27 protein-coding genes are annotated in these 26,420 nt (G+C 34.7%); 19 read left to right on the top strand and 8 right to left on the bottom strand.

Going from position 1 to position 26,420, the window contains the following annotated elements; translation table 11 throughout:
* Positions 1 to 56: 56 nt before the first annotated feature.
* Together CDZ89_RS12695 and CDZ89_RS12690 are read left to right on the top strand one after the other, a co-directional pair.
* Entirely contained in the window at positions 57 to 1,172 is a 1,116-nt protein-coding gene (locus CDZ89_RS12695; RefSeq protein ID WP_096154812.1) for an N-acetyldiaminopimelate deacetylase, read from the top strand.
* 66 nt (positions 1,173 to 1,238) lie between these two features.
* Positions 1,239 to 1,484: a YkuS family protein gene (locus CDZ89_RS12690; protein ID WP_096154811.1), complete on the top strand. Its 246-nt coding sequence runs from the start codon at positions 1,239 to 1,241 to the stop codon at positions 1,482 to 1,484.
* A gap of 30 nt (positions 1,485 to 1,514) precedes the next feature.
* On the opposite strand, the gene CDZ89_RS12685 is transcribed toward CDZ89_RS12690, so the two are convergent.
* A complete protein-coding gene (locus CDZ89_RS12685) occupies positions 1,515 to 2,354 on the bottom strand; it encodes a mechanosensitive ion channel family protein (protein ID WP_096156955.1) in 840 nt (279 codons plus the stop codon).
* Positions 2,355 to 2,771: 417 nt separating this feature from the next.
* Between CDZ89_RS12685 and CDZ89_RS12680 the strand changes: the two genes are divergently transcribed.
* The 5 genes from CDZ89_RS12680 (at position 2,772) to CDZ89_RS12660 (ending at position 8,726) form a co-directional block, all read left to right on the top strand.
* Positions 2,772 to 3,314, top strand: a complete 543-nt coding sequence (locus CDZ89_RS12680; protein ID WP_100333768.1) for a peroxiredoxin — start codon at positions 2,772 to 2,774, stop codon at positions 3,312 to 3,314.
* Positions 3,315 to 3,400: 86 nt separating this feature from the next.
* Positions 3,401 to 3,850, top strand: coding sequence for a TlpA family protein disulfide reductase (locus CDZ89_RS12675; RefSeq protein ID WP_096154809.1), 450 nt, complete (start codon positions 3,401 to 3,403; stop codon positions 3,848 to 3,850).
* Positions 3,851 to 4,309: 459 nt separating this feature from the next.
* Positions 4,310 to 6,064: an ABC transporter ATP-binding protein gene (locus CDZ89_RS12670; protein ID WP_096154808.1), complete on the top strand. Its 1,755-nt coding sequence runs from the start codon at positions 4,310 to 4,312 to the stop codon at positions 6,062 to 6,064.
* Positions 6,065 to 6,080: 16 nt separating this feature from the next.
* A complete protein-coding gene (locus CDZ89_RS12665) occupies positions 6,081 to 7,916 on the top strand; it encodes an ABC transporter ATP-binding protein (RefSeq protein ID WP_096154807.1) in 1,836 nt (611 codons plus the stop codon).
* A 144-nt stretch (positions 7,917 to 8,060) separates the two neighbouring features.
* Entirely contained in the window at positions 8,061 to 8,726 is a 666-nt protein-coding gene (locus tag CDZ89_RS12660) for a potassium channel family protein (RefSeq protein ID WP_096154806.1), read from the top strand.
* A 40-nt stretch (positions 8,727 to 8,766) separates the two neighbouring features.
* Here the strand turns inward: CDZ89_RS12660 and rnjA are convergent, their stop codons facing one another.
* Positions 8,767 to 10,434, bottom strand: coding sequence for a ribonuclease J1 (rnjA, locus tag CDZ89_RS12655; protein ID WP_096154805.1), 1,668 nt, complete (start codon positions 10,432 to 10,434; stop codon positions 8,767 to 8,769).
* 3 nt (positions 10,435 to 10,437) lie between these two features.
* On the bottom strand, positions 10,438 to 10,647 hold the full coding sequence (locus CDZ89_RS12650) for a DNA-dependent RNA polymerase subunit epsilon (RefSeq protein ID WP_096154804.1): 210 nt from the start codon (positions 10,645 to 10,647) through the stop codon (positions 10,438 to 10,440).
* 569 nt (positions 10,648 to 11,216) lie between these two features.
* Between CDZ89_RS12650 and CDZ89_RS12645 the strand changes: the two genes are divergently transcribed.
* Positions 11,217 to 11,993: a Cof-type HAD-IIB family hydrolase gene (locus tag CDZ89_RS12645; RefSeq protein WP_096154803.1), complete on the top strand. Its 777-nt coding sequence runs from the start codon at positions 11,217 to 11,219 to the stop codon at positions 11,991 to 11,993.
* 326 nt (positions 11,994 to 12,319) lie between these two features.
* Here CDZ89_RS12645 and def read toward each other — a convergent pair whose 3' ends face one another.
* The gene (gene def / locus CDZ89_RS12640; RefSeq protein ID WP_096154802.1) at positions 12,320 to 12,874 is read right to left on the bottom strand and encodes a peptide deformylase; all 555 of its coding nucleotides are present in this window, start codon (positions 12,872 to 12,874) and stop codon (positions 12,320 to 12,322) included.
* Between the two features lie 218 nt (positions 12,875 to 13,092).
* Between def and CDZ89_RS12635 the strand changes: the two genes are divergently transcribed.
* From CDZ89_RS12635 to lpdA, 5 genes are all read left to right on the top strand, one after another.
* Positions 13,093 to 13,761 (top strand): YkyA family protein, encoded by a 669-nt coding sequence (locus CDZ89_RS12635; protein ID WP_096154801.1) that lies wholly within the window; start codon positions 13,093 to 13,095, stop codon positions 13,759 to 13,761.
* Positions 13,762 to 14,244: 483 nt separating this feature from the next.
* Complete coding sequence (gene pdhA, locus CDZ89_RS12630; protein ID WP_096154800.1) at positions 14,245 to 15,360, top strand: pyruvate dehydrogenase (acetyl-transferring) E1 component subunit alpha; 1,116 nt, start codon at positions 14,245 to 14,247, stop codon at positions 15,358 to 15,360.
* 3 nt (positions 15,361 to 15,363) lie between these two features.
* Complete coding sequence (locus tag CDZ89_RS12625; RefSeq protein WP_096154799.1) at positions 15,364 to 16,341, top strand: alpha-ketoacid dehydrogenase subunit beta; 978 nt, start codon at positions 15,364 to 15,366, stop codon at positions 16,339 to 16,341.
* Between the two features lie 88 nt (positions 16,342 to 16,429).
* On the top strand, positions 16,430 to 17,779 hold the full coding sequence (locus CDZ89_RS12620; RefSeq protein ID WP_096154798.1) for a dihydrolipoamide acetyltransferase family protein: 1,350 nt from the start codon (positions 16,430 to 16,432) through the stop codon (positions 17,777 to 17,779).
* A gap of 5 nt (positions 17,780 to 17,784) precedes the next feature.
* The gene (lpdA, locus tag CDZ89_RS12615) at positions 17,785 to 19,197 is read left to right on the top strand and encodes a dihydrolipoyl dehydrogenase (RefSeq protein ID WP_096154797.1); all 1,413 of its coding nucleotides are present in this window, start codon (positions 17,785 to 17,787) and stop codon (positions 19,195 to 19,197) included.
* A 39-nt stretch (positions 19,198 to 19,236) separates the two neighbouring features.
* On the opposite strand, the gene CDZ89_RS12610 is transcribed toward lpdA, so the two are convergent.
* Positions 19,237 to 19,635 (bottom strand): YbbN family protein, encoded by a 399-nt coding sequence (locus CDZ89_RS12610; protein WP_096154796.1) that lies wholly within the window; start codon positions 19,633 to 19,635, stop codon positions 19,237 to 19,239.
* A 392-nt stretch (positions 19,636 to 20,027) separates the two neighbouring features.
* On the opposite strand from CDZ89_RS12610, the gene CDZ89_RS12605 reads away from it, so the two are divergent.
* Positions 20,028 to 20,927: a polysaccharide deacetylase family protein gene (locus tag CDZ89_RS12605; RefSeq protein ID WP_100333767.1), complete on the top strand. Its 900-nt coding sequence runs from the start codon at positions 20,028 to 20,030 to the stop codon at positions 20,925 to 20,927.
* Positions 20,928 to 20,955: 28 nt separating this feature from the next.
* Here CDZ89_RS12605 and CDZ89_RS12600 read toward each other — a convergent pair whose 3' ends face one another.
* Positions 20,956 to 21,381, bottom strand: coding sequence for a DUF1885 family protein (locus tag CDZ89_RS12600; RefSeq protein WP_096154794.1), 426 nt, complete (start codon positions 21,379 to 21,381; stop codon positions 20,956 to 20,958).
* Between the two features lie 149 nt (positions 21,382 to 21,530).
* Between CDZ89_RS12600 and CDZ89_RS12595 the strand changes: the two genes are divergently transcribed.
* A complete protein-coding gene (locus CDZ89_RS12595; protein WP_096154793.1) occupies positions 21,531 to 21,830 on the top strand; it encodes a DUF3055 domain-containing protein in 300 nt (99 codons plus the stop codon).
* A 239-nt stretch (positions 21,831 to 22,069) separates the two neighbouring features.
* Positions 22,070 to 22,189 carry a GapA-binding peptide SR1P gene (locus CDZ89_RS12590; RefSeq protein ID WP_096154792.1) on the top strand — a complete coding sequence of 40 codons (120 nt, stop codon included), beginning with the start codon at positions 22,070 to 22,072 and terminating at the stop codon, positions 22,187 to 22,189.
* An 82-nt stretch (positions 22,190 to 22,271) separates the two neighbouring features.
* Here the strand turns inward: CDZ89_RS12590 and CDZ89_RS12585 are convergent, their stop codons facing one another.
* Complete coding sequence (locus CDZ89_RS12585; RefSeq protein WP_100333766.1) at positions 22,272 to 23,753, bottom strand: aminotransferase class I/II-fold pyridoxal phosphate-dependent enzyme; 1,482 nt, start codon at positions 23,751 to 23,753, stop codon at positions 22,272 to 22,274.
* A 201-nt stretch (positions 23,754 to 23,954) separates the two neighbouring features.
* Between CDZ89_RS12585 and CDZ89_RS12580 the strand changes: the two genes are divergently transcribed.
* Together CDZ89_RS12580 and CDZ89_RS12575 are read left to right on the top strand one after the other, a co-directional pair.
* The gene (locus CDZ89_RS12580) at positions 23,955 to 24,911 is read left to right on the top strand and encodes an NAD(P)H-dependent flavin oxidoreductase (RefSeq protein ID WP_096154790.1); all 957 of its coding nucleotides are present in this window, start codon (positions 23,955 to 23,957) and stop codon (positions 24,909 to 24,911) included.
* A 52-nt stretch (positions 24,912 to 24,963) separates the two neighbouring features.
* The gene (locus tag CDZ89_RS12575; protein ID WP_096154789.1) at positions 24,964 to 25,245 is read left to right on the top strand and encodes a UPF0223 family protein; all 282 of its coding nucleotides are present in this window, start codon (positions 24,964 to 24,966) and stop codon (positions 25,243 to 25,245) included.
* A 28-nt stretch (positions 25,246 to 25,273) separates the two neighbouring features.
* Here CDZ89_RS12575 and CDZ89_RS12570 read toward each other — a convergent pair whose 3' ends face one another.
* Positions 25,274 to 25,912, bottom strand: a complete 639-nt coding sequence (locus tag CDZ89_RS12570) for a YktB family protein (RefSeq protein WP_100333765.1) — start codon at positions 25,910 to 25,912, stop codon at positions 25,274 to 25,276.
* Between the two features lie 232 nt (positions 25,913 to 26,144).
* Here CDZ89_RS12570 and CDZ89_RS12565 point away from each other — a divergent pair, with 232 nt between their 5' ends.
* Positions 26,145 to 26,333 carry a hypothetical protein gene (locus tag CDZ89_RS12565; protein WP_096154787.1) on the top strand — a complete coding sequence of 63 codons (189 nt, stop codon included), beginning with the start codon at positions 26,145 to 26,147 and terminating at the stop codon, positions 26,331 to 26,333.
* Positions 26,334 to 26,420: the final 87 nt, after the last annotated feature.

The following is a 26,420-nucleotide window of genomic DNA, read 5'->3' as shown; positions in this document are numbered from 1 at the left end:
TTTCCGCGCCTTTGTTGTATGTGTATTTTGGATATGTAAGATGAGGAGAGAGAAGTATGACTGAAAAATCGTATGTTGAAATTAGGCGTGACCTTCACCTAATTCCTGAAAAAGGATTTGAAGAATATAAAACACAAAGCTATTTATTGAACTACCTATCACGATTACCAAATGATAATCTTGAAATAGAAACATGGAGAACTGGTATATTCGTATTTATAAAAGGATCTATTGGTAATAAAACGGTCGGTTATCGGGCGGATATGGACGGACTACCAATAACAGAAGAGACAGATTTACCTTTTATGTCAAAGCATGAAGGAATGATGCATGCCTGTGGACATGATTTCCATATGTCCATTGCATTAGGCATATTAACTCATTTCGCTCATAACCAGCCAAACGATCATATATTGTTCCTATTCCAACCTGCAGAAGAGGGGCCTGGTGGGGCTTTACCGATGATTCAAGCAGAATCTTTTCATAAGTGGAAACCTGATAACATTATAGCTCTTCATATTGCACCTGAATATCCAGTTGGGACAATTGCAACAAAGCAAGGATTACTTTTTGCAAATACATCTGAACTATTTATTGATTTACTCGGTAAAGGAGGACATGCTGCATTTCCTCATCATACAAATGATATGGTTGTGGCAGCAAGCTACCTTGTTACGCAGTTACAATCAATAGTAGCAAGAAATGTTAATCCATTAGATAGTGCAGTTATTACAGTCGGAAAAATAACTGGAGGAACAGTTCAAAATATTATAGCAGAGAAAGCAAGGCTAGAAGGAACCATTCGTACGCTGTCTGCTACATCTATGAAAAGCGTAAAAGACCGTATTGAATCGGTAGTGAAAGGAATTGAAGTTGGTTTTAATTGTCAAGCTACTATCGATTATGGTTGCATGTACCACCAAGTGTATAATGATCATACATTAACGGAAGAATTTATGAACTTTGTTCAAGATGAGACGGATATTAAGTTAATCGAATGTCAAGAAGCTATGACTGGTGAAGATTATGGATACATGATTGAAAACATACCTGGTTTTATGTTTTGGTTGGGTGTAGGTTCCCCGTTTGGGTTACACCATTCCAAACTTAACCCTAATGAAGATGCTATAGAAAAAGCAATTGCTCTCATTACGAAGTACATGTCACGATAAATCACCAAATTATTTTTGCATAAATTTTACTCTATGAGAGAAATTATCTTTGAGGAGGTGGAATTTATGCCAAAAGTTGGTGTAGAACAATCGTTAACAGCAGTACAAGAAGCGCTTCAACAAAAAGGGTACGATGTCGTACAACTTACAAATGAAGATGACGCAAAAGGCTGTGACTGCTGCGTTATTACTGGTATTGATAATAATGTAATGGGGATTACGAATAGTGTAACTGCAGGGTCCGTAATCGAAGCAAGTGGCCTTTCTGCAGATGAAGTTTGTCAGCAAGTGGAAAGTAAATTAAATCATTAAAAAAAAAGAGCGAAATCTCGCTCTTCTTTTTTAGTTCTTCTTTTCAATAAATACTTGATGTGGGAAAGGTATTTCAATTCCGTTCGCATCAAGCGCTTCTTTCATCGCTTTTCGTAGTTTACGCTCTACTGCCCATTGTTCCATATTTTCTGTTCTTGCAACAATTCGAATAACTACATCAGAATCCCCTAATGTTTGAACTCCCACAACATTTGGTCCTTCTTTTATAGCGGGTTCTTCTACGGCGAATTTATCGCATACATCTTGAAGTACCTTCATTGCTTTATCAATGTCATCGTCATAAGAAATACTCATATCAACAAGCGCACGCATAGTACCGCGAGAATGATTACTCATACTAGCTATTTCTCTGTTAGGGATAAAATGTAATGTACCGTCAAAATCGCGCAACTTTGTTGTGCGTAATCCAACTTCTTCTACTATACCTGACATGCCAGCTGTTGTAACAAAATCACCAACATCCAGTTGTTTTTCAAGCAAAAGAAAAAATCCTGTTACAACGTCACTTACAAGACCTTGTGCACCAAAACCAACCGCTAATCCTACAATACCAGCACCAGCTAAAATAGGAGTGGCGCGAATATTAAAAACGTTCTCCAAGACTAGGATGAATAGAAAGAAAATCAACGCATATGTAAAAATATTTACCGTGAGTTTTTCCAACGTCATTGCTCGTCCTCTTGTTAAGCCTTGGCGATCTTGTGCACGTTGAAATAGTTTGGAAATTAATTTATTGCCTAATGATTTAATAACTGAGTATGCAATTAATATCACGCAAAGTCTAATAAAAATAATTCCAAGCGCTGTTAGTACAGCATAGATATCAAAATTTGTAAGGTCAATATTCATCATTTATGTCCTTTCTACATGAAGTTACTTTTATTAATACTAAATATAGTAATGAATTATAACGAATTATTAATGGAAAACCAAACAAATTGACTTTTTTCGATAAATAATGCTAAATATTTTATTCCCGAATCAAACAATGTTACACTAGAATAGGAATACCATTATTGCCCACTTCGTTTTTCATGTAGTAGTCATACTTTATGAAACGTACTCAATTGACTAAAGTAATTTAAATGTGGGAATAACAAGTAATGGTGAAAAAATAGTTCATTATTATATAACCTAGATTAAATTTATTATTATTTAATATTGACTCAAAAATAGGTCTACTATATAATAATAACTGTTGATAAAATAATAAATGAGAATGTACAAGCTATTTTCTCGTGTAATTAATAATTGGAGGGATTTTAAATGGCAGAACGTATGGTAGGTAAACAAGCTCCTCGTTTTGAGATGGACGCTGTTATGCCAAACAAAGAATTTGGAAAAGTTAGTTTAGAAGAGAATATGAAAAATGGTAAATGGACAGTATTGTTCTTCTATCCAATGGACTTCACATTCGTTTGTCCAACTGAAATCACTGCAATGTCTGATCGTTACGATGAGTTCGAAGACTTAGATGCAGAAATCATTGGAGTATCAACGGATACAATTCACACTCACTTAGCGTGGATTAACACAGATCGTAAGGAAAATGGTCTTAGTGAGCTAAAATATCCATTAGCAGCTGATACAAACCATGTTGTATCTCGTGACTATGGAGTATTAATTGAAGACGAAGGTATTGCTTTACGCGGTCTTTACATTGTAAGCCCAGAAGGTGAATTACAATACCAAACTGTATTCCACAACAACATCGGTCGTGATGTAGAGGAAACTTTACGTGTTCTTCAAGCATTACAAACTGGTGGTCTTTGCCCAGCTAACTGGAAGCCAGGACAAGCTACTCTATAATTAATTAAATGTTCTATACGAAAGGTCTAACTATGATTGTTAGGCCTTTTCGTTTATTTAAATCAATCATAGTGGGGGGTTTTTGTATGAAATTACGTTCACCAATGCCTGAACTAACAGGTGCAACGGAATGGTTAAATGGAGAAGTGACAAAGTCAGAATTAGTAGGAGAAAAACCTACTCTATTCCATTTTTGGTCTATAAGCTGTCATTTATGTAAAGAAGCAATGCCTCAAGTTAACGAATTCCGTGATCAATTCAAAGATAAATTAAATGTCGTTGCGATACACATGCCACGATCTGAAGATGACTTGAATATGGAAGAAATTAAAAAAGTAGCAGCTGAACATGACATTACCCAGCCAATTTTCATAGACAATGAACATAAATTAACAGATGCATTCGAAAATCAATATGTACCAGCATATTACGTCTTTGACGCAGAAGGAAACTTACGTCACTTCCAAGCAGGCGGAAGTGGAATGAAAATGCTAGAAAAACGTGTAAACCGTGTATTAGGCGAAATGGAAAAATAATATATCTAAAAAAGAGGTGTGACTTGTAAAAAGTCCACCTCTTTTTATTGGTACTTAACGAAAATTTATCTAAAATAGGCGAGAAAACTCCCTCTTCAAGCGTGTGTATGGCGTAGCCTAATCCATAACTAATCGTTAGTTTGGTGTTCTTAGGAATCCCCCACTTCAAGCAGCCCCTAAGGGTGGTAAGTGGAGGGTAGTTCAAATTCAGTCTAAAGTTGTAAAAAAGAGTCATACTTCCTACTCGTTACTAATATGAATGTTCAGTTTAGAATAAAAATATAAAATATTTTAATTTTTTCAACAAAAAGCTGGAAAATTATTTCGAAACCCGATATATTAGTAACTATGTTAATAAAAAGAAGGTGAAATACTAAAAGGATTATTAACAGTTTCAACCAACTTGAAACTATTGAATGGTATTCGTTTCCAGCATCATGAATAAAGGGAGGGAAATGTATGGAAACTTTTAAGAAATTAAAAGAGTTTTACTGGCCTTATAGAAAGAATTTTTATTTGTCATTAATATTCCTAGTATTAGTTACAGGAATAACAGTTGTATATCCAATTATTCTACAAGTTACAATTGATGAAGTATTTTATGGGGGAAGTTACCACTTCGTACCTTACATTGCAGTAGGGTTTTTAATTCTCATGTCATTCAAAGGTCTATTTACGTATTATAATCAATACTTAGGTGACTTGTTCGGAATTAAATCTGTTTACCGTTTAAGAAATGAGCTTTATAAAAAGCTACAACTTTTACCTTATCGATATTATGATAATGCAAAAACAGGAGACTTAATGTCTCGTCTTACAGCTGATGTAGAAGGTTTCCGATTCTTTTTATCATTCGGTTTTGCCGAATTAATTCGTTTTACATTATTAGTCAGCATTAGTTTAGTGGTTATGTTTTATTACTCTGTACCATTAACATTAGTGACGTTAGCTGCATTACCATTTTTAGCTTTCGTAACGTACAAATTTGATAAAGAGGTTCATCCTGCATTTAGAGGAATTAGAAAATCTTTTGGAAAGCTAAATACGAACGTTCAAGAAAATATTAGTGGCATTAATACTGTTAAATCTTTATCTAGAGAAGACTATCAAACTGGTAAGTTTAATAACTCTAATGGAGATTATCGCCAAAAGTATATCGATACTTCTAATATTTGGGCAAAATACTTTCCGTTAATGGAATTTATCGGGAATGCGTGTGTAGTTGGATTATTAGGTTTCGGTGGATATTTAGTTATTAATGGAGATCTTAGCGCTGGTAAGCTAGTAGCATTCTTCAGTTTAATTTGGTATATTGTATGGCCAATTGCAAACTTAGGATTCGTAATCAATCAGTTCTCTCAAGCTAAAGCTTCTGGAGAACGTTTGTTAGAAATTTTAGAGGCAGAAGAAGATATTACAGATTTTCCGCATGCAACTGATATAAAAGATATGAAAGGTCATGTAACGTTTAAGGATGTGACATTTAAATATCCAAATGAAGATAAGTATGCCCTGCAAAATGTGTCTTTTGATGCACCACAAGGGAAGTTAATTGGACTTATTGGAGCGACTGGTTCTGGAAAAACGAGTATTACTCAGTTAATCACACGTTTTTATGAACCTCAAGAAGGAACAATCTTAGTTGATGGCAAAGAAGTGAAAGATTACACTTTATATTCACTTCGTAATCAGATTGGATTTGTACCACAAGAATCATTCTTATTTTCTACAACCATAAAATCTAACATCGCTTATGGTCGACCGGAAGCTACTATGGAAGAGATCATAAAAGCTGCGAAAATGGCTCAAGCACATGAATTCATTATGGAACTACCGAAGGGATACGACACGTTACTAGGTGAGCGTGGTATGGGATTATCTGGGGGACAAAAACAGCGTATTGCTATTGCACGGGCTTTGATATTAAATCCCGGTGTATTAATTTTAGACGATGCAACAAGTGCGGTTGATATGCAAACAGAATCGCAAATTCAACATGAGTTAAAATCGGCGCTACATGGAAGAACAACATTTATCATTGCTCACAGAATATCCTCACTGAAACATGCAGATGAAATTCTTGTATTAGAAGAAGGAAAAGTAGTAGAAAGAGGTACGCATGAACAGTTAATTGAAATCACTGGTACGTACAAACGGATTTATGATATTCAATATAAAGATCAAAAAATATTACTAGAAGCGCATGCGCGTTAAAAGGTAGGTGAAAAATGTGACTCCACAATCAAAAAAGTTACAATTAAACGAAAATGTTAGAAAACGATTCTTTTATTCGACAGATCAAGCAATTGAGAAGCCATTTAACTGGAAACAAATGTGGCGACTATTCTCATACATGACTCCATACGCTAAAACATTGCTACCACTTGCGATTATCACTATGTTAATTGCTACAGCTGTTAAGTTAGTGGTACCTATTTTAATCGGTGTTTATTTACTAGACCATGCAATTGCTCAAAAAGATTTCGATCTAGTCAAAGTACTAGTTGCTATTATTGCCGGGTTATATATAATTTCCTATATAGCAAATGCTTTAAGGATTAGATGGATGAACATGTTAGGGCAAAATGTCATCTATGATTTAAGGAAGCATTTGTTTACACATGTACAGGGGTTATCACATCGATTTTTTGACCAACGTTCTGCTGGCTCTATCTTGGTTCGAATAATGAATGATATAAACTCTTTACAAGAACTGTTTACGAACGGAGTAATTAACTTATTAATGGACTTTGTTCTTTTATTAGGAATAGTTATCATACTGTTTGCGCTTAGTCCTGAACTTGCTACTGCTATACTTATTATCTTGCCAATCATGTTCTTTATTTCTACAAGTCTTCGAAGAAAGATTAGAAGAGCTTGGCAAGATGTTCGTATTAAGCAATCAAAGTTGAACTCTCATTTAAATGAAAGTATACAAGGGATCCGCGTTACTCAATCATTCACACAAGAAAGAGAAAATATGTCTTTCTTTGATGGAATCAATACGGAAAACTACGAATCATGGAGAAATGCAACGCAACAAAATGCTATTTTCCGACCTTTCGTTGAAATGACAAATGCAGTTGGTACAGTTATCTTAATATGGTTAGGTGCCTATTTAATCCAATCTTCATCAAGTGGATTAACGATTGGTATATTTGTTTCTTTTGCATTTTATCTCGGAATGTTCTGGGAGCCTATTTCAAGACTTGGTCAATTATACAATCAATTACTTGTAGGTATGGCTTCCTCCGAACGAATTTTTGAATTTTTAGATGAAAAACCGATGGTGGATGAAAAAGAAAATTCAATTGAATTATCAGATATTCGTGGTGAAGTGGTATTTGAAAACGTTGAATTTTCTTATGATACTACTCGTAAAGCGTTAAACTCTATTTCTCTTAAAATGGAAGCGGGAACAACGGTAGCTTTAGTAGGTCATACTGGTTCAGGAAAAACAACCATCGCCAACTTAATCTCCCGTTTTTATGACGCTACTGGCGGTGTTGTAAAAATCGACGGACATAACATTAGAGATGTATCAGTTAAAAGCTTGCGATCTCAAATTAGTGTTGTGTTACAAGATACCTTTATCTTTTCTGGTACCATCATGGATAATATTCGATTTGGTCGTCCTGATGCAACCGATGAAGAAGTGAAAGTTGCTGCACGAGCAGTAGGAGCAGACCAATTTATTAGTAAATTGAAAAATGGATATGAAACGGAAGTAGAAGAACGCGGAAATGTTTTATCTGTTGGAGAAAGACAACTTATTTCTTTCGCAAGGTCACTACTTGCAGACCCTCGCATCATTATTTTAGATGAAGCAACAGCGAGCATAGACACAGAGACAGAAGTGCAAATCCAACATGCTTTAAAAACACTTTTAAAAGATCGTACGGCTGTCATCATTGCTCACCGTTTATCTACTATTAGAGAATCTGACAACATTATTGTTTTAGATCATGGAAACATAATGGAGCAGGGTAATCACGACGCCCTAATGAAACATGAAGGGATTTACTATAACTTAGTAAAAGCCCAGTTCAATATGATGGAAAAATAGAACGGAGAAGAGGCCATTGTGCGCCTCTTTTTCTTTTTTTATGATATAACTTTCTAAAAATATGCTAAAATAGCATTATGATATTTAAGATTATCCATTCATCAAAAATAGATATTTTAAATTGCTTTTTATGGAGGAATTTTCGTGAAGAGAAAAGAATTCGCAGTCATCGGTTTAGGGCGTTTCGGAGGGAGCATTTGTAAAGCGTTAAGTGAAGAAGGAGTAGAAGTTTTAGCAATTGATACTGATGAAGATAAAGTAAATGAATTTGCAAACATAGCCTCTCACGCTGTAGTCGGCGATGCAACAGATGAGTCGGTTCTTAAAGCTTTAGGAATTAGAAACTTTGACCATGTAATTGTAGCGATTGGAGATAACATACAAGCAAGTATATTAACTACATTAATACTAAAAGAACTTGGGGTTCAACATATTACAGTAAAAGCGACAAATGATTACCATGAAAAAGTATTAAGTCGTATTGGTGCTGATCAAATTGTTCATCCAGAGCGTGATATGGGTAAAAGAATTGCTCATAATATAGTTTCCAACAACGTATTAGATTACTTAGAGTTATCAGATGAGCATAGTATTGTGGAGATTGTTGCAAGTAGAAGGTTAGATGGTAATTCATTAATCGACTTAGATATTCGAGCAAAGTATGGCATAAATATCGTTGCTTTCAAACGTGGAAGAGATATAATTGTCTCTCCTCAGGCTACAGAAATAATAAAGCAAGGGGATATTTTAATCGTCATTGGTGCAGATACAGATATAAGCAGGTTTGAAAAAAACTTAGTGGAAGAATAAAAAGAGGAACATGCATGATGCATGTTCCTCTTTTCCTATTTTAAACTTCCATAATAATCGGTAAAATCATTGGACGACGCTTCGTTTTTTCATATAGGAAAGGAGAAAGCGTATCTGTAATTTCATTTTTAATTTCTGACCATTGAGTTGTACGACGTTCCATCGTTTTGTTTAAATGTTTAGCAATTAGTGATTGTGCATCATTAATTAAATCGCCGGACTCTCTCATATAGACGAATCCACGAGAAATAATATCTGGACCAGATGCAACCTTAAAGTCCTTCATATTGATACTTACGACAACAACTACTAATCCTTCTTCTGATAGGATTCTTCTATCACGAAGAACGATGTTTCCGATGTCACCAATACCGCTTCCATCAATATATACGTTGCCTGATGGAATCTTTCCAGCGACAGATGCTTCATCTTCACTTAAAGCTAAAACCTCTCCATTGTCCATAAGGAAACAATTTTCTTTTGGAACTCCACAGTCAACAGCTAAGTCTGTATGTGTTTTTTGCATTCGGAATTCACCGTGAATTGGCATGAAGTATTTTGGCTTTATTAGTCTTAACATTAACATTTGCTCTTGTTGTCCACCATGACCAGAAGTATGAATGTCACTTAATGATCCATGAATTACGTCAGCACCTGCTCTGAAAAGCAAATTAATTGTTCTATTTACACTTAACGTGTTTCCGGGAATCGGTGAAGATGAAAATACGACAGTATCTCCAGGAATGATAGATATTTGTCTATGAGTACCGTTAGCAATTCTAGATAAAGCTGCCATCGGCTCTCCTTGACTACCTGTACAAAGAATGGTTATTTTGTTAGCTGGCATGCGGTTTATTTGGTTCGTTTCAATAAAAGTGTCTTTTGGACATCTAATATACCCTAACTCTTGACCGATATTAATAGCAGATTCCATACTACGACCGAAAACAGCAACTTTTCTCCCGTTTGCAACAGCTGCTTCAACAACTTGTTGTAGACGATGAATATTGGAAGCGAAAGTAGCGAAAATAAGACGGCCGTCTACTTTACGGAAAATATCGTGTATACTTTCTCCGACTTTTCTTTCTGACATTGTAAATTCAGGATTTTCACTGTTTGTACTATCTGAAAGTAAGCAGAGAACTCCTTCTTTACCGATTTCAGCCATTTTTGTTAAGTTTGCTGGTTCACCTACAGGCGTAAAGTCAAACTTGAAATCTCCAGTATGTACAATGTTACCTGGAGGTGTTTTCACTACAATACCATATGAATCAGGAATACTGTGTGTTGTACGGAAGAAAGAAACAGATGTCTTTCTGAATTTAATAACCTCATCTTCGCTAATTTCAATCATGGTTGTTTTGCGAAGTAGCCCGTGCTCTTCTAATTTATTACGAATTAAACCTAATGCAAGTTTTCCACCATATACTGGTACATTTATTTGACGTAATAAATAAGGAATACCACCAATATGGTCTTCATGTCCATGTGTTACGAATAATCCCTTTATTTTATCTTCGTTTTTTACTAAATAGGTGTAATCAGGAATAACGTAATCAATTCCTAATAGCTCGTCCTCTGGGAATTTAATACCTGCATCGATTAGTATAATTTCATCTTGAAATTGAACAGCATATGTATTTTTGCCAATCTCACCAAGTCCACCGAGGGCAAATACTGCTGCTTGATTATTTTTTACAAATTTCATTTATCATATCTCCAATACTTTGAAATGTTCTGATTGTTGTTCATACTGTAAATGTTCTTGACTAACAGGTAAAATGATTTCGATGTTGTAATGGAAATCCTTTAACTTTTGACGTACATCACGAACTAACTCAGCTTCAACAAAAACCGATTTTGTGTTTTCTCTTACTGGTGCTTGCTTACTATCCTCTTGAAAATAAACCTTATAAATCATTGTGTTACCTCTCCTTATCTATAATCTATTTATGACTATTTTTTCATTTATTCATACTTCTAAGGGAAGTATAAGTAAAAATGAAAATTAGTAGCGTATTAAAATAAAAACCCGACCTGACTTAATTATATTGCAGTTAATCTTAACCGAACATTGAATATCGTGCCATAGTTTTCTATATTATATCTAATTTTGAACAATAATGCATGTTTTGCTAACGTATTATGGAAAAATATTTGCTAAAAGATTATTTTTCTTGATTAATCAGAGTTAATCCATCTCAAGATTTCTTTATTAAAAACAATTTTTTCCATAAATACGTAACTACGCTATAGTTCTTCTTTTTAACAAATCATTCCATCTCCGAAGTAATTCTTTACGCAATCGTTTTAACATCGCAACCACCCTTGTAAAATATTACATATTGTTACCGTTAGTATGTGTATTATTAATTGAATTGTTGCAAGTTATTTAGTGGAAAAAAGAGGAGAGTGGTTGCTTTTTATTTTCTTTAATTTAAAGCTAGTGTATAATTTAGCACAATTGACTATTAAAAGTAGGTGGATATATTGGATAAAAAAGTGGTGTTTTTTGATATAGATGGGACGTTGCTAGATCATAATAAGGAACTGCCAAGTTCGACTAAAGAAAGTATAAAGCAATTACAAGAAAGTGGAGTTTACGTTGCAATAGCTACAGGTAGAGCACCTTTCATGTACGAAGATTTAAGGAAAGAGTTAGGTATTGAAACTTTTGTAAGTTTTAATGGTCAGTATGTAGTTTTTGAAGGAGAGGTTATTTATACCAATCCTCTAAGTAAAGAAAGGTTAATACACCTTACGGACTTTTCACGTAAAAAAGAACATCCATTAATATTTATGAATGAAGAGACAATGAAAGCGAATGTAAATGATCATTCCTATATACACGAAAGTTTAGGTAGTTTGAAATTTGTTCATCCTGAACAACATCCTCATTTTTACAATGAAAGTGAAATTTATCAAACTTTGCTGTTTTGTGAGGAACCACACGAAAATATATATCAAGAAAACTATAAAGAATTTCATTTCATTCGCTGGCATGAATATTCAACTGATATTTTACCTTTTGGTGGATCAAAAGCAATAGGGATTCAGCGTATGATGGAAAAGATGAATATACCAAAAGAACATGTTTATGCGTTTGGCGATGGTTTAAATGACTTGGAGATGTTAAGTTTTGTTGGTACTGGAGTTGCTATGGGGAATTCTCATCAAGAGTTAAAAAAAGTTGCAAACATCATAACAAAAGATGTTTCTGATAATGGAATTCAACATGGTTTAGAGCTTGTTGGACTAATTAAATAAAAAACTTTAAACAGAGATTGGAACATAAAGCCAATGAGGTTTAACTTGCCTTAGAAATTAGGTGAAGTTGAACTTCATGAAACAGATGAAGTTCATTTAGCCTTAAAGATTTATCGTAGTTGAACTTCATAAGGTTGATGAAGTTCATTTAGCGTTAAAAATTTAACATAGATGAACTTCACAAGACTGACTGAAGTTCACCTGGTCTCAGAAATTTATCGAACAAGATACATTTCTTCAACATTTAGTATGAAAAGGAGAGGCCCCAAAGGTCAATAATTTCGATCTAATGGCCTCTTCCATTTTAAATTTGTCCAGCTTCTTCATTATCTTTCAATTGGAATAGCACCAGTAGGGGGAGTGAAAGGGTCTTCCTTGTTAATGTGGTCATAAAACATAATTCCATTTAAATGGTCAATTTCATGTTGGAAAACGATAGAAAGTAACCCTTTTACTCTTAGCTTTACTTCTTCTCCCTCTATATTTACTCCCTTAACAGTAATCCTTGCATATCTAGGAACTAGACCAGGGACTTCTCGTTCAACAGATAAACAGCCTTCTCCTGTAGTTAAATAACTTTTTTCAACAGAATGGCTAATAATTTTTGGATTTATTAAAGCGTAACTATGCAATTTATCCTGCTCGTCTCTCACATGAACGACTAACATTCTTTTTGTTACATTAATTTGAGGTGCAGCTAAACCAATCCCCGGTCTTAAGTTATACTTAGAAGCAAATTCATGATCTTGACTATTTTGTATATAATCTAACATGTAAATTAATATTTTCTTATTTTCTTCAGATAATGGCAATGATACTTCTTCGGCAACTTGACGAAGAGAAGGATGACCTTCTTTTATAATATCTTTATATGTTAACATCTTTTCACACTTCCTTATCTTGTTCCTTTTCTTAATTTTATCAAGAAACTTATAAAAAGTTAATAAAAATAAAAATAGCAGTCATTAAATTGGACAAGCTTAAGTATTATATTAATAGAAAAATTTCATCCTCAAATTTTCCAATTTATCTAAAAATGTTGTAATAAGTCGAAATAATATTTATAGTAAAAGATGTGATAACGATAGGGGGATTTATTGTGGTCAATTGGAAAAAAACAATTACTTTAATTTTATTTGTTTCATCCATATTACTAGTAGGGTGTACATCTAACAAAGAACAACCAGAACAAGTCATTTTTAATACATTAGAAAATGTGGTAGAACTCGAAGTTAGTTTTGAACAACAACAAGAGCCTTTGTTAGTGTTAGAACAAAAGGAACAAGAACTATATGAACAAATTATTCAATTAGGGATGAAAGAGTACGAACAAATTGTCGTTTTAGCAAAAGAGGCTCAGGAAGTAGTGAATGGGCGGAAAAACCACATAGTTGCTGAGCGTGAAAGTATCGAGAGTGCTAGAGAACAATTTTCGAGTGTGAAAGAGGTAATGGACCAGTTAGAAAATGAAGACTTGAAAAAAGAGGCTCTAGATTTATATTCAGTTATGGACAATAGATATAATGTTTATGATGAATTATACAATTATTATATGGAAGCAGTAGAATTAGACTTACAACTGTATGACCTTTTTCAACAGGAAGATTTAACAATAGAGCAATTAGAAACTCAAATCACACAAATTAATGAAACGTACAACAATGTAAAAGAACTAAACGATAAATTTAATGAATACACAGAACAATATAATGATAAAAAATTTGCGTTTTATCAAAACGCCGGTTTAGATGTAGAATATAGAAACTAAAACCTTGTTAAACGTCAGCTGTCTCAGCTGGCGTTTTTTTTTATAAAAATTATTATAATATAACATGTGTCTCTTATAATACAGGTTGTTACATTGTATTAATACAGGTTTTAAAATATTGTGTTTCATCATACATAAAACACTTTATGAAACAAAGTAATTGACTATTTCTATGCAAGTATTATACACTTGAAATTGTTGAAAAAGTGTATTAATATTACCGGTATAGTTATTAATACAGATTAATGATAGGGGATTGGTATTGTTAATATACTTTGTATAAAGGGAACTTTATTCTCGTATATCCATTCTTTATCGCTACTCTATTCAATTCCGATTCGTAAAATAGATTTAAGCGAGCAAATACTTTGTGGAGCTCATTTTTAGAAAAATGTCTTTTATACATCGTTTTTGGGTAATCTATTTTGTGTGTAATCAATTATTCAAATGAATTTCTCTAATAGAAAGGAAGAGGTGACGAACATGGCTGCAAAAACAAAAAATGCAAAGTTTGATCCACAGCAGCAGTTTAAAAAAGTGGAAGAACAATTCCAAACGTTCCAAATCTTAAATGAAGAAGGCGAAGTAGTAAATGAAGCTGCAATGCCAAATCTTTCAGACGAAAAATTACAAGAATTAATGCGTCGTATGGTTTATACACGTGTTTTAGATCAACGTTCCATTAGTTTAAATAGACAAGGTAGATTAGGTTTCTATGCTCCTACTGCTGGTCAAGAAGCATCTCAGTTAGCGTCACAATTTGCACTTGAAGCAGAAGATTTTATCTTACCAGGGTACCGTGATGTTCCTCAAATGATCTGGCACGGATTACCATTATACCAAGCATTCTTATTCTCTCGTGGACATTTCCATGGTAACCAAATGCCTGAAGGGGTAAACCTATTACCACCTCAAATCATCATCGGAGCTCAGATTATTCAAGCAGCTGGTGTTGCACTAGGGCTTAAGAAAAAAGGTAAAAAAGCTGTAGCTATTACATATACAGGAGACGGAGGAGCTTCTCAAGGTGACTTCTACGAAGGTATCAACTTCGCAGGTGCTTACAAAGCTCCAGCTATTTTCGTTGTTCAAAACAACCGTTTTGCAATCTCTACACCTGTTGAAAAGCAATCTGCAGCTGGAACGATTGCACAAAAAGCAGTAGCAGCTGGTATTCCAGGTGTTCAAGTAGACGGGATGGATCCATTAGCAGTTTATGTTGCTGTAAGTGAAGCTCGTGAACGTGCTATTAACGGTGAAGGGCCTACATTAATTGAAACGTTATGTTATCGTTATGGTCCACATACAATGGCTGGTGATGACCCGACTCGTTACCGTACTTCTGAATTGGACGATGAATGGGAAAAGAAAGATCCGATCGTTCGTTACCGTAAATTCTTAGAAGCAAAAGGTTTATGGAATGAAGCAATGGAAAACGAAGTAATGGATCAAGCCAAAGAAGAAATTAAAGAAGCGATTCAAAAAGCAGATAATCAACCAAAGCAAAAAGTAACGGACTTAATCTCCTTCATGTATGAGGAACTTCCGTACAACTTAAAAGAACAGAACGAAATCTACAAAGCGAAGGAGTCGAAATAAGCTATGGCGCAAATGACAATGATTCAAGCGATCACTGATGCGTTACGCACAGAATTAAAAAACGACGAAAACGTATTGCTTTTCGGAGAAGACGTAGGTAATAACGGAGGCGTATTCCGTGCTACTGAAGGTCTACAAGCTGAATTTGGAGAAGATAGAGTTTTTGATACACCTCTAGCAGAGTCTGGTATTGGTGGTCTTGCAGTAGGTTTAGGTGTAACTGGTTTCCGTCCAGTTATGGAAATCCAATTCTTCGGTTTCGTATACGAAGTAATGGACTCGGTAAGTGGACAGTTAGCGCGTATGCGTTACCGTACTGGCGGTCGTTGGACTTCTCCAGTTACAATCCGTTCTCCATTTGGTGGTGGAGTTCACACACCTGAGCTACACGCAGATAGTTTAGAAGGTCTTGTTGCTCAACAACCTGGTTTGAAAGTTGTTATTCCAGCAACTCCTTATGATGCAAAAGGTTTATTAATTGCGGCGATTCGTGATAATGACCCTGTTATATTCTTAGAGCATATGAAATTATATCGCTCATTCCGTCAAGAAGTACCGGAAGAAGAGTACACGATTGAAATTGGTAAAGCAGATGTAAAACGTGAAGGTACTGACATTACAATGGTAACTTACGGAGCGATGGTACATGAGTGCTTAAAAGCAGCTGACGAGTTAGAAAAAGAAGGAATTTCTGCTGAAGTAGTTGATCTTCGTACAGTTAGTCCTTTAGATATTGATACAATTATTGCTTCTGTTGAAAAAACAGGACGTGCAATTGTTGTACAAGAAGCTCAAAAACAAGCAGGTGTAGGTGCAAACGTAGTTGCAGAGATTAACGATCGTGCAATCCTTAGCCTTGAAGCTCCAGTATTACGTGTAGCTGCACCTGATACTGTGTTCCCATTCTCTCAAGCAGAGAGTGTATGGTTACCTAACTACAAGGATGTAATTGAAACTGCTAAAAAAGTTATTGAATTTTAATAATATATAGGGCCCTCTTTTTAAAGGGGTCCTACCATTGTTATAAAGAATCGAAAGATAATTCTTATATTGTAGGAGGCTGAGTACGGTGGCATTTGAATTTAAATTGCCTGATATCGGTGAAGGTATCCACGAAGGTGAAATTGTAAAGTGGTTCGTAAAACCTGGTGACGAAGTAAACGAAGACGACGTGTTAATGGAAGTACAAAATGATAAAGCGGTTGTTGAAATTCCTTCTCCTGTTAAAGGGAAAGTACTAGAACTAAAAGTAGAAGAAGGTACAGTAACAACTGTTGGACAAACTATCATTACATTTGATGCTCCAGGCTATGAAAACCTTAAGTTTAAAGGTGACCATGGAGATGAAGCGCCAAAAGAAGAAGCGCAAGTACAAGCAACTGCTGAAGCTGGTCAAGAAATAAAGAAAGAAGAAACACCAAAAGAAGAACCGAAAGCAGAAACAGGTGCAGCTGCTGTAGCTCAAGCTGAAGTTGACCCTAACCGTCGCGTTATAGCTATGCCGTCTGTACGTAAGTATGCTCGTGAAAAAGGTGTAGATATTAGACAAGTAGCGGGTTCTGCTAAAAATGGTCGTGTTGTAAAAGATGATATTGATGCATCTTTAGCTGGTCCAACAACTACTGAGGCACCTGTAGCACAAGAAACAACTACAACTACAGAAGCTGTAAAACAAGAAGAAAAACAACCTGCAAAACAACCTATCCCTGCAGGACAATATCCAGAAACTCGTGAGAAAATGAGCGGTATTCGTAAAGCTATTGCAAAAGCAATGGTTAACTCTAAACATACAGCACCTCACGTTACATTAATGGATGAAGTCGATGTAACAGAATTAGTTGCACACCGCAAAAAGTTCAAAAATGTTGCAGCAGATAAAGGTATTAAATTAACTTACTTACCATATGTAGTTAAAGCACTAACTTCTGCATTACGTGAGTTCCCAGCTTTAAACACATCTTTAGATGACGCTACGGATGAAATTATCCACAAGCATTATTACAACATCGGTATTGCAGCTGATACGGATAAAGGATTATTAGTTCCGGTAGTAAAAGATGCTGACCGTAAGTCTATCTTCACCATTTCTAATGAAATTAACGAATTAGCTGGAAAAGCTCGTGATGGGAAATTAGCTGGTGATGATATGAAAGGTGCATCTTGCACAATTACAAACATCGGTTCAGCTGGTGGACAATGGTTTACGCCTGTTATTAATCATCCTGAAGTAGCTATTTTAGGTATTGGTCGTATTGCTGAGAAACCAGTAGTTAAAAACGGTGAGATTGTAGTAGCTCCGGTATTAGCTTTATCATTAAGCTTTGATCATCGTATGATCGATGGTGCTACAGCACAAAATGCGCTTAACCATATTAAGCGTCTATTGAACGATCCACAATTATTATTAATGGAGGCGTAATATAAATGGTAGTAGGAGATTTTGCAATTGATGTAGATACGCTTGTCATTGGTGCAGGACCTGGTGGATATGTTGCGGCGATTCGAGCTGCACAACTAGGCCAAAAAGTAACGATTGTAGAAAGAGGAAACTTAGGTGGCGTATGTTTAAACGTAGGATGTATTCCTTCTAAAGCTCTAATCTCTGCAGGTCACCGTTACGAAACTGCATTACATTCTGAAGATATGGGAATCAAAGCAGAAAAAGTTTCTGTTGATTTCACAAAGGTTCAAGAGTGGAAGTCAAGTGTAGTAAATAAATTAACTGGTGGAGTAGAAGGTCTTCTAAAAGGAAATAAAGTTGACATCGTTAGTGGTGAGGCTTACTTCGTTGACTCTAATACAGTCCGTATTATGGATGACAACTCTGCACAAACATATAAGTTTAACAACTGTATTATTGCAACAGGTTCTCGTCCAATCGAGATTCCAACATTTAAATATACAAAGCGTGTAATTGATTCTACTGGTGCATTAGCTTTAGAAGAGATTCCTAAGAAGCTAATTGTTATAGGTGGAGGATACATTGGGACAGAGTTAGGTACTGCATATGCTAACTTTGGAACAGAAGTTACAATCGTAGAAGCAGCTGACGAAATCCTTTCAGGCTTTGAGAAACAAATGAGCTCCATTGTAAAACGTAACTTAAAGAAAAAAGGTAACGTTGAAATTTTCACTAAAGCGATGGCTAAAGGTGTAGAAGAAACTGCTGAAGGTGTAAAAGTTACAATTGAAGTAAAAGGTGAAGAAAAAGTAATCGAAGCAGATTATGTTTTAGTAACAGTTGGTCGTCGTCCAAACACGGATGAAATGGGTCTAGAGCAAGTTGGGGTGGAAATGACTGACCGTGGTGTTATTAAAATTGATAAGCAGTGTCGTACTAATATTTCTAACATCTATGCAATTGGTGATATTGTAGAAGGACCTCCACTTGCACATAAAGCTTCTTACGAAGGTAAAATTGCAGCTGAAGCAATTGCTGGACACCCAGCAGAGATTGATTATCATGGAATTCCGGCGGTAGTATTCTCTGAACCTGAATTAGCTTCTGTAGGGTATACAGAGGCTGAGGCAAAAGCAGAAGGAATCGAAATACTTGCTTCTAAGTTCCCATTCGCTGCAAACGGGCGTGCATTAGCATTAAACAACACAGATGGTTTCTTGAAATTAATAACACGTAAAGAAGATGGATTAATAATTGGTGCACAAATTGCGGGAGCAAGTGCATCAGATATGATCGCAGAACTTGGATTAGCAATTGAAGCTGGTATGACAGCTGAAGACATTGCAATGACAATTCATGCTCATCCAACTCTTGGAGAAATTACAATGGAAGCTGCAGAAGTAGCTATGGGAAATCCTATTCACATTGTAAAGTAAAGTATAAAAAATAAACCTCAGCCTTATTTTAGCTGAGGTTTATTCTTCGTTATTTGATACAACGGTTGAGTTTCCTAGTGCTTGCTGAATCGGTGTTATGATATCATCTTTATTTTTAACACCTTCAACAGAGGTTATTACTTCATTATGCTCTACTACAATTAACGAAGGTACCGATTTTATATTAAACTGTTTATATAATAGTCGTTCATCTGTTACTTTTATTACTTTTAAATTGGAAACTTCTGTAGGATGTGTTTTCTTTAAATCTAGTAATGCATCGTAGTAACTACTTTCATCCTGTATGTTTGATTCGTCAGAAAAAAAGACTAATGTTTTCGTATCTTCAGGAAATGGAACGTTACTTGTGGTATCTTTAGTTTCGCAAGATGACAATAAGAAAAAAGAAAAAGTCACCCATAATAAAGTTCCTTTCATTAACAATCCTCCGATTCCATTCTATAAGTAATCTATATTTAGTATGTAATGTTACGGTGTAATTTTATCATGAACACTTTTAAAAAAGTGACTTGTCATCTAAATGTTACATAAATGAAAAATAGAGATAAATAATTCATTTTGCCTGTGTTGATTCAATTAGTGTAGTATAATTAGTAATTTGTAATCAATAGTTTTGTGTGTTTTGTCGTGTTTTTTATGAAAAATATGAGAGTGTTATAGTTGTTTATGCCTATCTCGTTTTGTGATAATAAAAAGTATAAAAACATCAATTCCTAAAAAATCCGTTGCTTTTATCGTTAGCGTGCTTGTATCATAAATATATTGCTAGGAAAACCAAATTACTTAAAAACAAATATGGGGGAAAAACCATGCGAAAATGGATGCTGTCACTTCTTTTGCTCATCCTCCTTGCCGCTTGTTCTACAAATAATCTAGAAGATAATGTACAAGCTAATGAGAATGAAAATAATTTAGAAGAAAAAAAGGAAGAAGTAGATAAAGAGCCAAAAGAAGAAAATGTTAAAGAAGAAGATAGAAATGTTAAAGAAGAAGAAAGAAATGTTAAAGAAGAAGAAAGAAATGTTAAAGAAGAAGATAGAGTTATTAAAGATGAACCTATAGTCGAAATAGAGCCAGAATATTATCTAGACAAAGATTGGGGGCTTAAACCAATTGGAGATGCTAATCCAGATGTGGTTCTCCTAACGATTGATGATGCACCAGATCGCTATGCGCTCGAAATGGCAAACACATTAAAACAATTAAATGTGAAGGCTATTTTCTTTGTGAATGGTCACTTTATCGATACGGTAGAAGAACAACAAGTATTAAAGGAAATTTTTAATATGGGTTTTGAAATTGGTAATCATACAATGACACATAAATCATTACGTAATCTATCGGAGGAAGAACAATATACCGAGATAATAGGGCTTAATGATTTAATTGAAGAAGTATTAGGAGAAAGACCAAAATTCTTTCGTGCTCCTTTTGGACAGAACACGGAATATGCATCTCGGTTAGTGGAAGAAGAGGGCATGTTGTTAATGAATTGGACATATGGTTATGATTGGGAGATTGATTATAAAACTAAGGACACGTTAACGGATATCATGGTAAATACGCCATTGCTAACTAGTGGAGCAAACCTGTTAATGCATGACAGAGAATGGACATATGAAGCTCTAGAGGGTATTGTTATCGGTTTGCAAGAAAAAGGATATGAAATACTTGATCCAAAGTTAATTAGAATTTATGGAAACAATTAAAAAAGCGGCTATCATTAGCCGCTTTTTCTTATCTTTTATAAAAATACATAACACTGCCAGTGAATAGCTTGAGTTCAGCTTCTAGCTTCTTGGCAAGATACTTGCTAAACTCATTCGCCTTACCTTTGTCACCATGAGTAGATTGGTCATGTAGAGTAACTTGTATGTAAGAAAGTGATTCTTCTTCCTCATTCACCTTGTCTTGCGTTCCAACACCAACTAAAATCATCTTATATCGATCTTCTGTTCCTTTTAAATAAAACCAAGTGCCTTTTCCTTCAGGAGTTTCCTTTAATTCATATGGAAAAGCAGTTTCGGCATATTCCCAAGATAGTTGCTCACCAGTTTTTGACGTAATTTCTTTATAATAGTTAAATAATTCTTTTACATCTTCAATTGTAATCGTTTTCTTTGTAGACTTTTCAACTAAGTTAATATAAGCACTGCTAGCCATTTTATTCACTCCTAATTTCAATCCAATAATATTATCATTCTAGCATTTGTAAGAAGAATTTGACAATATATTAGTTGAATTAGTTGCTTTTTACAAGTTGTTTGAGTTATAATAATATTCTGAAAATATAAATTTAAAGGAGGCCTACTATGAATTTATTTGACAAATTGTATGATGAGTCAGAAAATGTGAATGTGCGTTTTGTTGGTTTCACGACGGAAGAAGTAAGGTATGATTTTGGAATAGTTTATACTAATTTATTTTTTGGTAAACCACTCGTTATTTGTATGCAAACTGGCCGCTCCACTCTCCTCGATCCAAAAGACATTAGTGATTTAGACCACTTACAGCAAGCATTCCGTATAGAATCTAAAGAAGAAGCAGAAGACTTAGCAGAGTTTTTCTTAAGTGCCATTCCTGCAGTACCGTTTCAAGAACAATATGAGTAAGGTAGATGGTAGAAGTAGCACTCAACTTTGAGTGCTACTTTTTTCGAGTTGTTCTTATTGAAAATGTAGTACATATAGTAAAATATGAACACGAAAAATGTAAATGTGTTATACAATTTAGTTATTGACATAACACATTTAATGTATTATTATTTAGTTAACAAAGGAAGCGCTTACAAAAATGTAGTCTTCTTAAATTAACAATCACTAATTTTACTTCAGAAAAGGGGAAATGAAGTATGGGAACAATTATTTGTCAAACTTGTAACAGCATGATTGGTCACTTCGAAGATGAGAAAGTAACGACACTTTACTCCAAATGTACAGACTGTGATTGTCCGAAATGTGAGGAAGAATAAGGGGTATATTTTAAATATAAAAAGAATGAACAAATAATAGAAGCAGCTATCTAATGGGGATGAGATAGCTGCTTTTTTTGTATTATTTTATAGCTCTATGTTCTTTAATAACACGAAGTGATTTAAGTTCGTGATCTTCTGGCCCTTGAACAGGAAGGCCAACTTCAATATTTTTCTTGATATAAGCTAAATTATCTTCTGAAATAATTTCACCAGGAGTGAAAATTGGAATTCCTGGTGGGTAAACCATAACAAATTCTGCAATAATTCGTCCAGCAGATTTTTCAAATGGTACTACCTCAGTTTCTGAGTAAAACGCTTCACGTGGAGCTAAAGCTAATACTGGAATATCAGGTAAAAGAACTTTAGCATCTAAATTATATTCTGTATTATTAATTAAGTTTTCTGTAGCTAATTCTTGTAAAGCTTTTACTAGTAAGTTCGTTTCCTTTTCTGTATCTCCAGGTGTAATAATACATAAAATATTGTATAAATCAGAGAGTTCAACTTCTATATTATATTTTTCACGTAGCCATTTTTCTACATCATAGCCAGTGATTCCTAACTTTTTAATACTAATAATAAGTTTTGTTGGGTCATAATCAAACGCTGCTTTTTGATCTAAGATTTCTTCTCCAACACAATAAAGTTCAGGTATGTTGTTTAATGATTCGCGTGTTTTATTAGCAAGATCGATTGCTTTACCAATTAAATCATGCCCTTGTGTTGCCAAGCGTTTTCTAGCGACATCTAATGATGATAATAACAAATAAGATGTTGATGTAGTCGTTAACATACTTAAAATACCTTGAATTCTATGAACGTTTACAAGGCCCTCACGTACGTTTAGAACGGAGCTTTGAGTCATGGAACCCCCTAGTTTATGAACACTTGTAGCAGCCATGTCAGCGCCTGCTTGCATGGCGGATAAAGGTAGTTCTTCATGAAAATGTATATGAACACCATGTGCTTCATCCACTAATACTGGAACTTCGAATGAATGAGCGATCTCTACAATCTTACTTAAATCGGCAGAAACTCCAAAGTATGTTGGGTTAATAACCAAAACACCTTTTGCATCAGGGTGTTGATTTAATGCGCGTTCAACAGCTTCGGCAGTGATACCATGAGAAATACCTAATTCTCGGTCAATTTCTGGATGAATGAAAATAGGAACTGCTCCTGAGAACACAATAGCCGACATAACAGACTTGTGAACATTTCTCGGCACTATAATCTTTTCTCCAGGTCCACATACCGCCATAACCATTGTCATAATAGCTCCGCTAGTTCCTTGAACAGAGAAAAATGTATGATCAGCTCCAAAAGCTTTTGCAGCTAAGTCTTGTGCATCTTTAATTATTCCTTTAGGTTGATGAAGATCATCAAGCGGTCCAATATTTATTAAATCAATGGAAAATGCATTGTCTCCAATAAATTCTCTAAATTCTGGGTCCATTCCAGCACCTTTTTTATGACCAGGAATATGAAACTGTACTGGATTCTTTTTAGCATGTTTTAAAAGTCCTGTAAATAGGGGAGTGTCGTTTTGAGTATATTTCAATTATGTTAACACCTCTTTAGTTAGATTCCGTATTAATCGTAAGTATCTATATATTTTCTCATAAAACAAAAAGGATTATAGCATTTATCTATCTTTTTGCAAAGATATTTTTTCATACCCTTTGATGAGTGATAAAAACAGGAATTACTCGATAAAAATAGAACCATAATGGATAAGAGATTTTTTGTGGAGGTTTTGGAATTGAAATGGGAAACGAGAGTCACAAAATTATTAAATATTCAATATCCAATTATTCAAGGGGGGTTAGCTTATTTGGCTTATGCTGATTTGGCAGCTGCTGTCTCCAATGCTGGAGGGTTAGGACAAATAACTGCCATGAGTTTACAAACTCCAGAAGAGTTGAGAGAGGAGATTAGAAAAGTTAAGAGTTTTACTAATAAACCTTTTGGTGTGAATTATGCCATCGGACAACATGGAAGGCCATTTGAGTATATGTTGGAAGTAGCTATAGAAGAAAAAGTACCTGTCATTTCGATGACTGGTGGAAACCCAGCACCTATTTTTAAACGATTGGAAGGACAAGATATAAAAAAATTGGTTCTAGTAGCTGCAAATAGACAAGCTGAAAAAGCAGAACAGCTTGGGGCGGACGCTGTGATGGTAGTTGGACAAGAAGGGGGAGGGCATTTAGGCAAACAAGATCTCGGTACAATGGTGTTAATACCAAAAGTTGTTGACTCTGTAAAAATTCCAGTCATCGCTTCAGGTGGCATCGGTGATGGAAGAGGGTTAATGGCTGCCATGGCACTTGGGGCAGAAGGGATTGAAATGGGTACAAGGTTTATTGCAACAAAAGAATGTATTCATGCACACCATTTGTATAAAAAACTACTAGTAGAAGGAACAGAGAATGATACAGTTATCATAAAGAAAAGCATTGGTGCTCCTGCAAGAGCAATACGTAATGAACTAACGGAGCGCATATTAAAAATAGAGAAAGACGGCGGTGGATTTGAGGAACTGAAAGAATATATTAGCGGTAACACGAATAAGAAGTTTATTTATGATGGAAATGTAACAGAAGGGTTTGCTTGGGCAGGACAAGTTATGGGTTTAATAAAAGACTCACCTACAGTAAATGATTTAATAGAAAGAATGATAAAGGAAGCTGAAGACATTAGAGGAAATTGGATATAAGCATATACAAATGATATAATACGTTCGTTAAACGAATGTTGAGGTGATTAATATGGATTTTTCCTATCCGATTTCGCACGATTGGAGTACAGATGAAATTGTAGATGTTATAAAGTTTTATGAAATGATTGAACTTACATATGAAAAAGGAATAGATCGTGATGCTTTGCTAAGTCAATATCGTAGGTTTAAAGAAATTGTTCCTGGTAAGGCAGAAGAAAGAAAATTAACAGATGAATACGAAGAGTTGTCTGGTTTCTCTACATTTAAAGTAATAAAAAAAGCAAAAGACTTATCTTCTGGAGATAAAGTGAAAATGGAAAAAGCAAGGTAGTAACTGCTACACTTGCTTTTTTCTTTTTTTAAACTGCTTGATGAGCTAATGAATACAGAGGAGATAATTGTTTAAATGCTTGTTCCATTTTTTCAATCGTCTCTTTCCCTGAAAGAGTTACGGCTTCTTCTTTTGGTATTTGAATGCCACAGAGAATTTCCGCTTTTTTCACAGTAATTAATCTAGTAAACAGTTGATTCATATCTTCTTTATTTAAATCACCGTGTGTTAACACTTCTGGCTTCGTATGATCTTTTGACCACACAAAGTTTGTTGGTGTTTCCTTATATATTTTGTCCATGTTATTTAATAAAACCTCACCATATGCTTCTTTTATAGGTGATTCATATATTACTGCAAACCACACAAAAACATGCGTTTCCCAAAGACCTATTTGGAAGTGTGGCATCATTTTATAACCACGTTTATTATTGGCAAAAGCAACCCAAGAATCTTTAGGTGGATTAACGGATCGGCGTGCATGTTTGGCTATATGTCTAAACATCTCATCACCTGTTTGTACACTTAACATCGGTTCAAAATGGTTGCTTAATTGTTCGAATTTAGGTCTAACGATTTGGGACAATGCTTCCATTCGTTCGTCTAGCCCATCTATAGTAAATACGTTAAAATCTTCCTCTTTAAAACCATTGAATTCTTTACTCATAATTCTCTTCCCCCCTATTGCCATTTATGAACGGTATTTTAGCATATAACGCTTATAAAACCAATTAAAGTGTTTTTAATAAAATGTGGTTCACCAATAGTTTAAGTAGATATCTCTTTTATAGTCATTTGCACATTTTTAGTTACCTTCTTTCCATATTTTCATATGATATATCAACTTACAAATTGTAAATGTAGTTCAGGAAATATAAATGGAAAAGGAGGTACGGAACATGAACCAAGTAGTAAAACCGTGGAAAAAGCGAACAAATGAAAATAGAAAAAAAGTATTAAAGTTAGAAATTGATTACGAACTAGTTACACTCTATGATGCCATTATTGCAAAAGATATAAAAATAATTGAAGAAACGAAAGTAAGATTAGAAAAACTTCGTAGTGAGATGCTAAGTTTAGAGGTTTAGTGGCTATTGCTACAAAACGAACCTTAAAATGGTTCGTTTTTCTGTGCGGGCAATTTGCTTGATTTTGTAGGAATGATTAAGTAAGCT

The sequence above is a fragment of the Bacillus alkalisoli genome (genome assembly GCF_002797415.1).
GTDB classification, from domain to species: domain Bacteria; phylum Bacillota; class Bacilli; order Bacillales; family Bacillaceae_I; genus Bacillus_CD; species Bacillus_CD alkalisoli.
The sequence above is the reverse complement of the archived record's forward strand: the minus strand, read 5'-3'. Positions and strand labels throughout refer to the sequence as shown.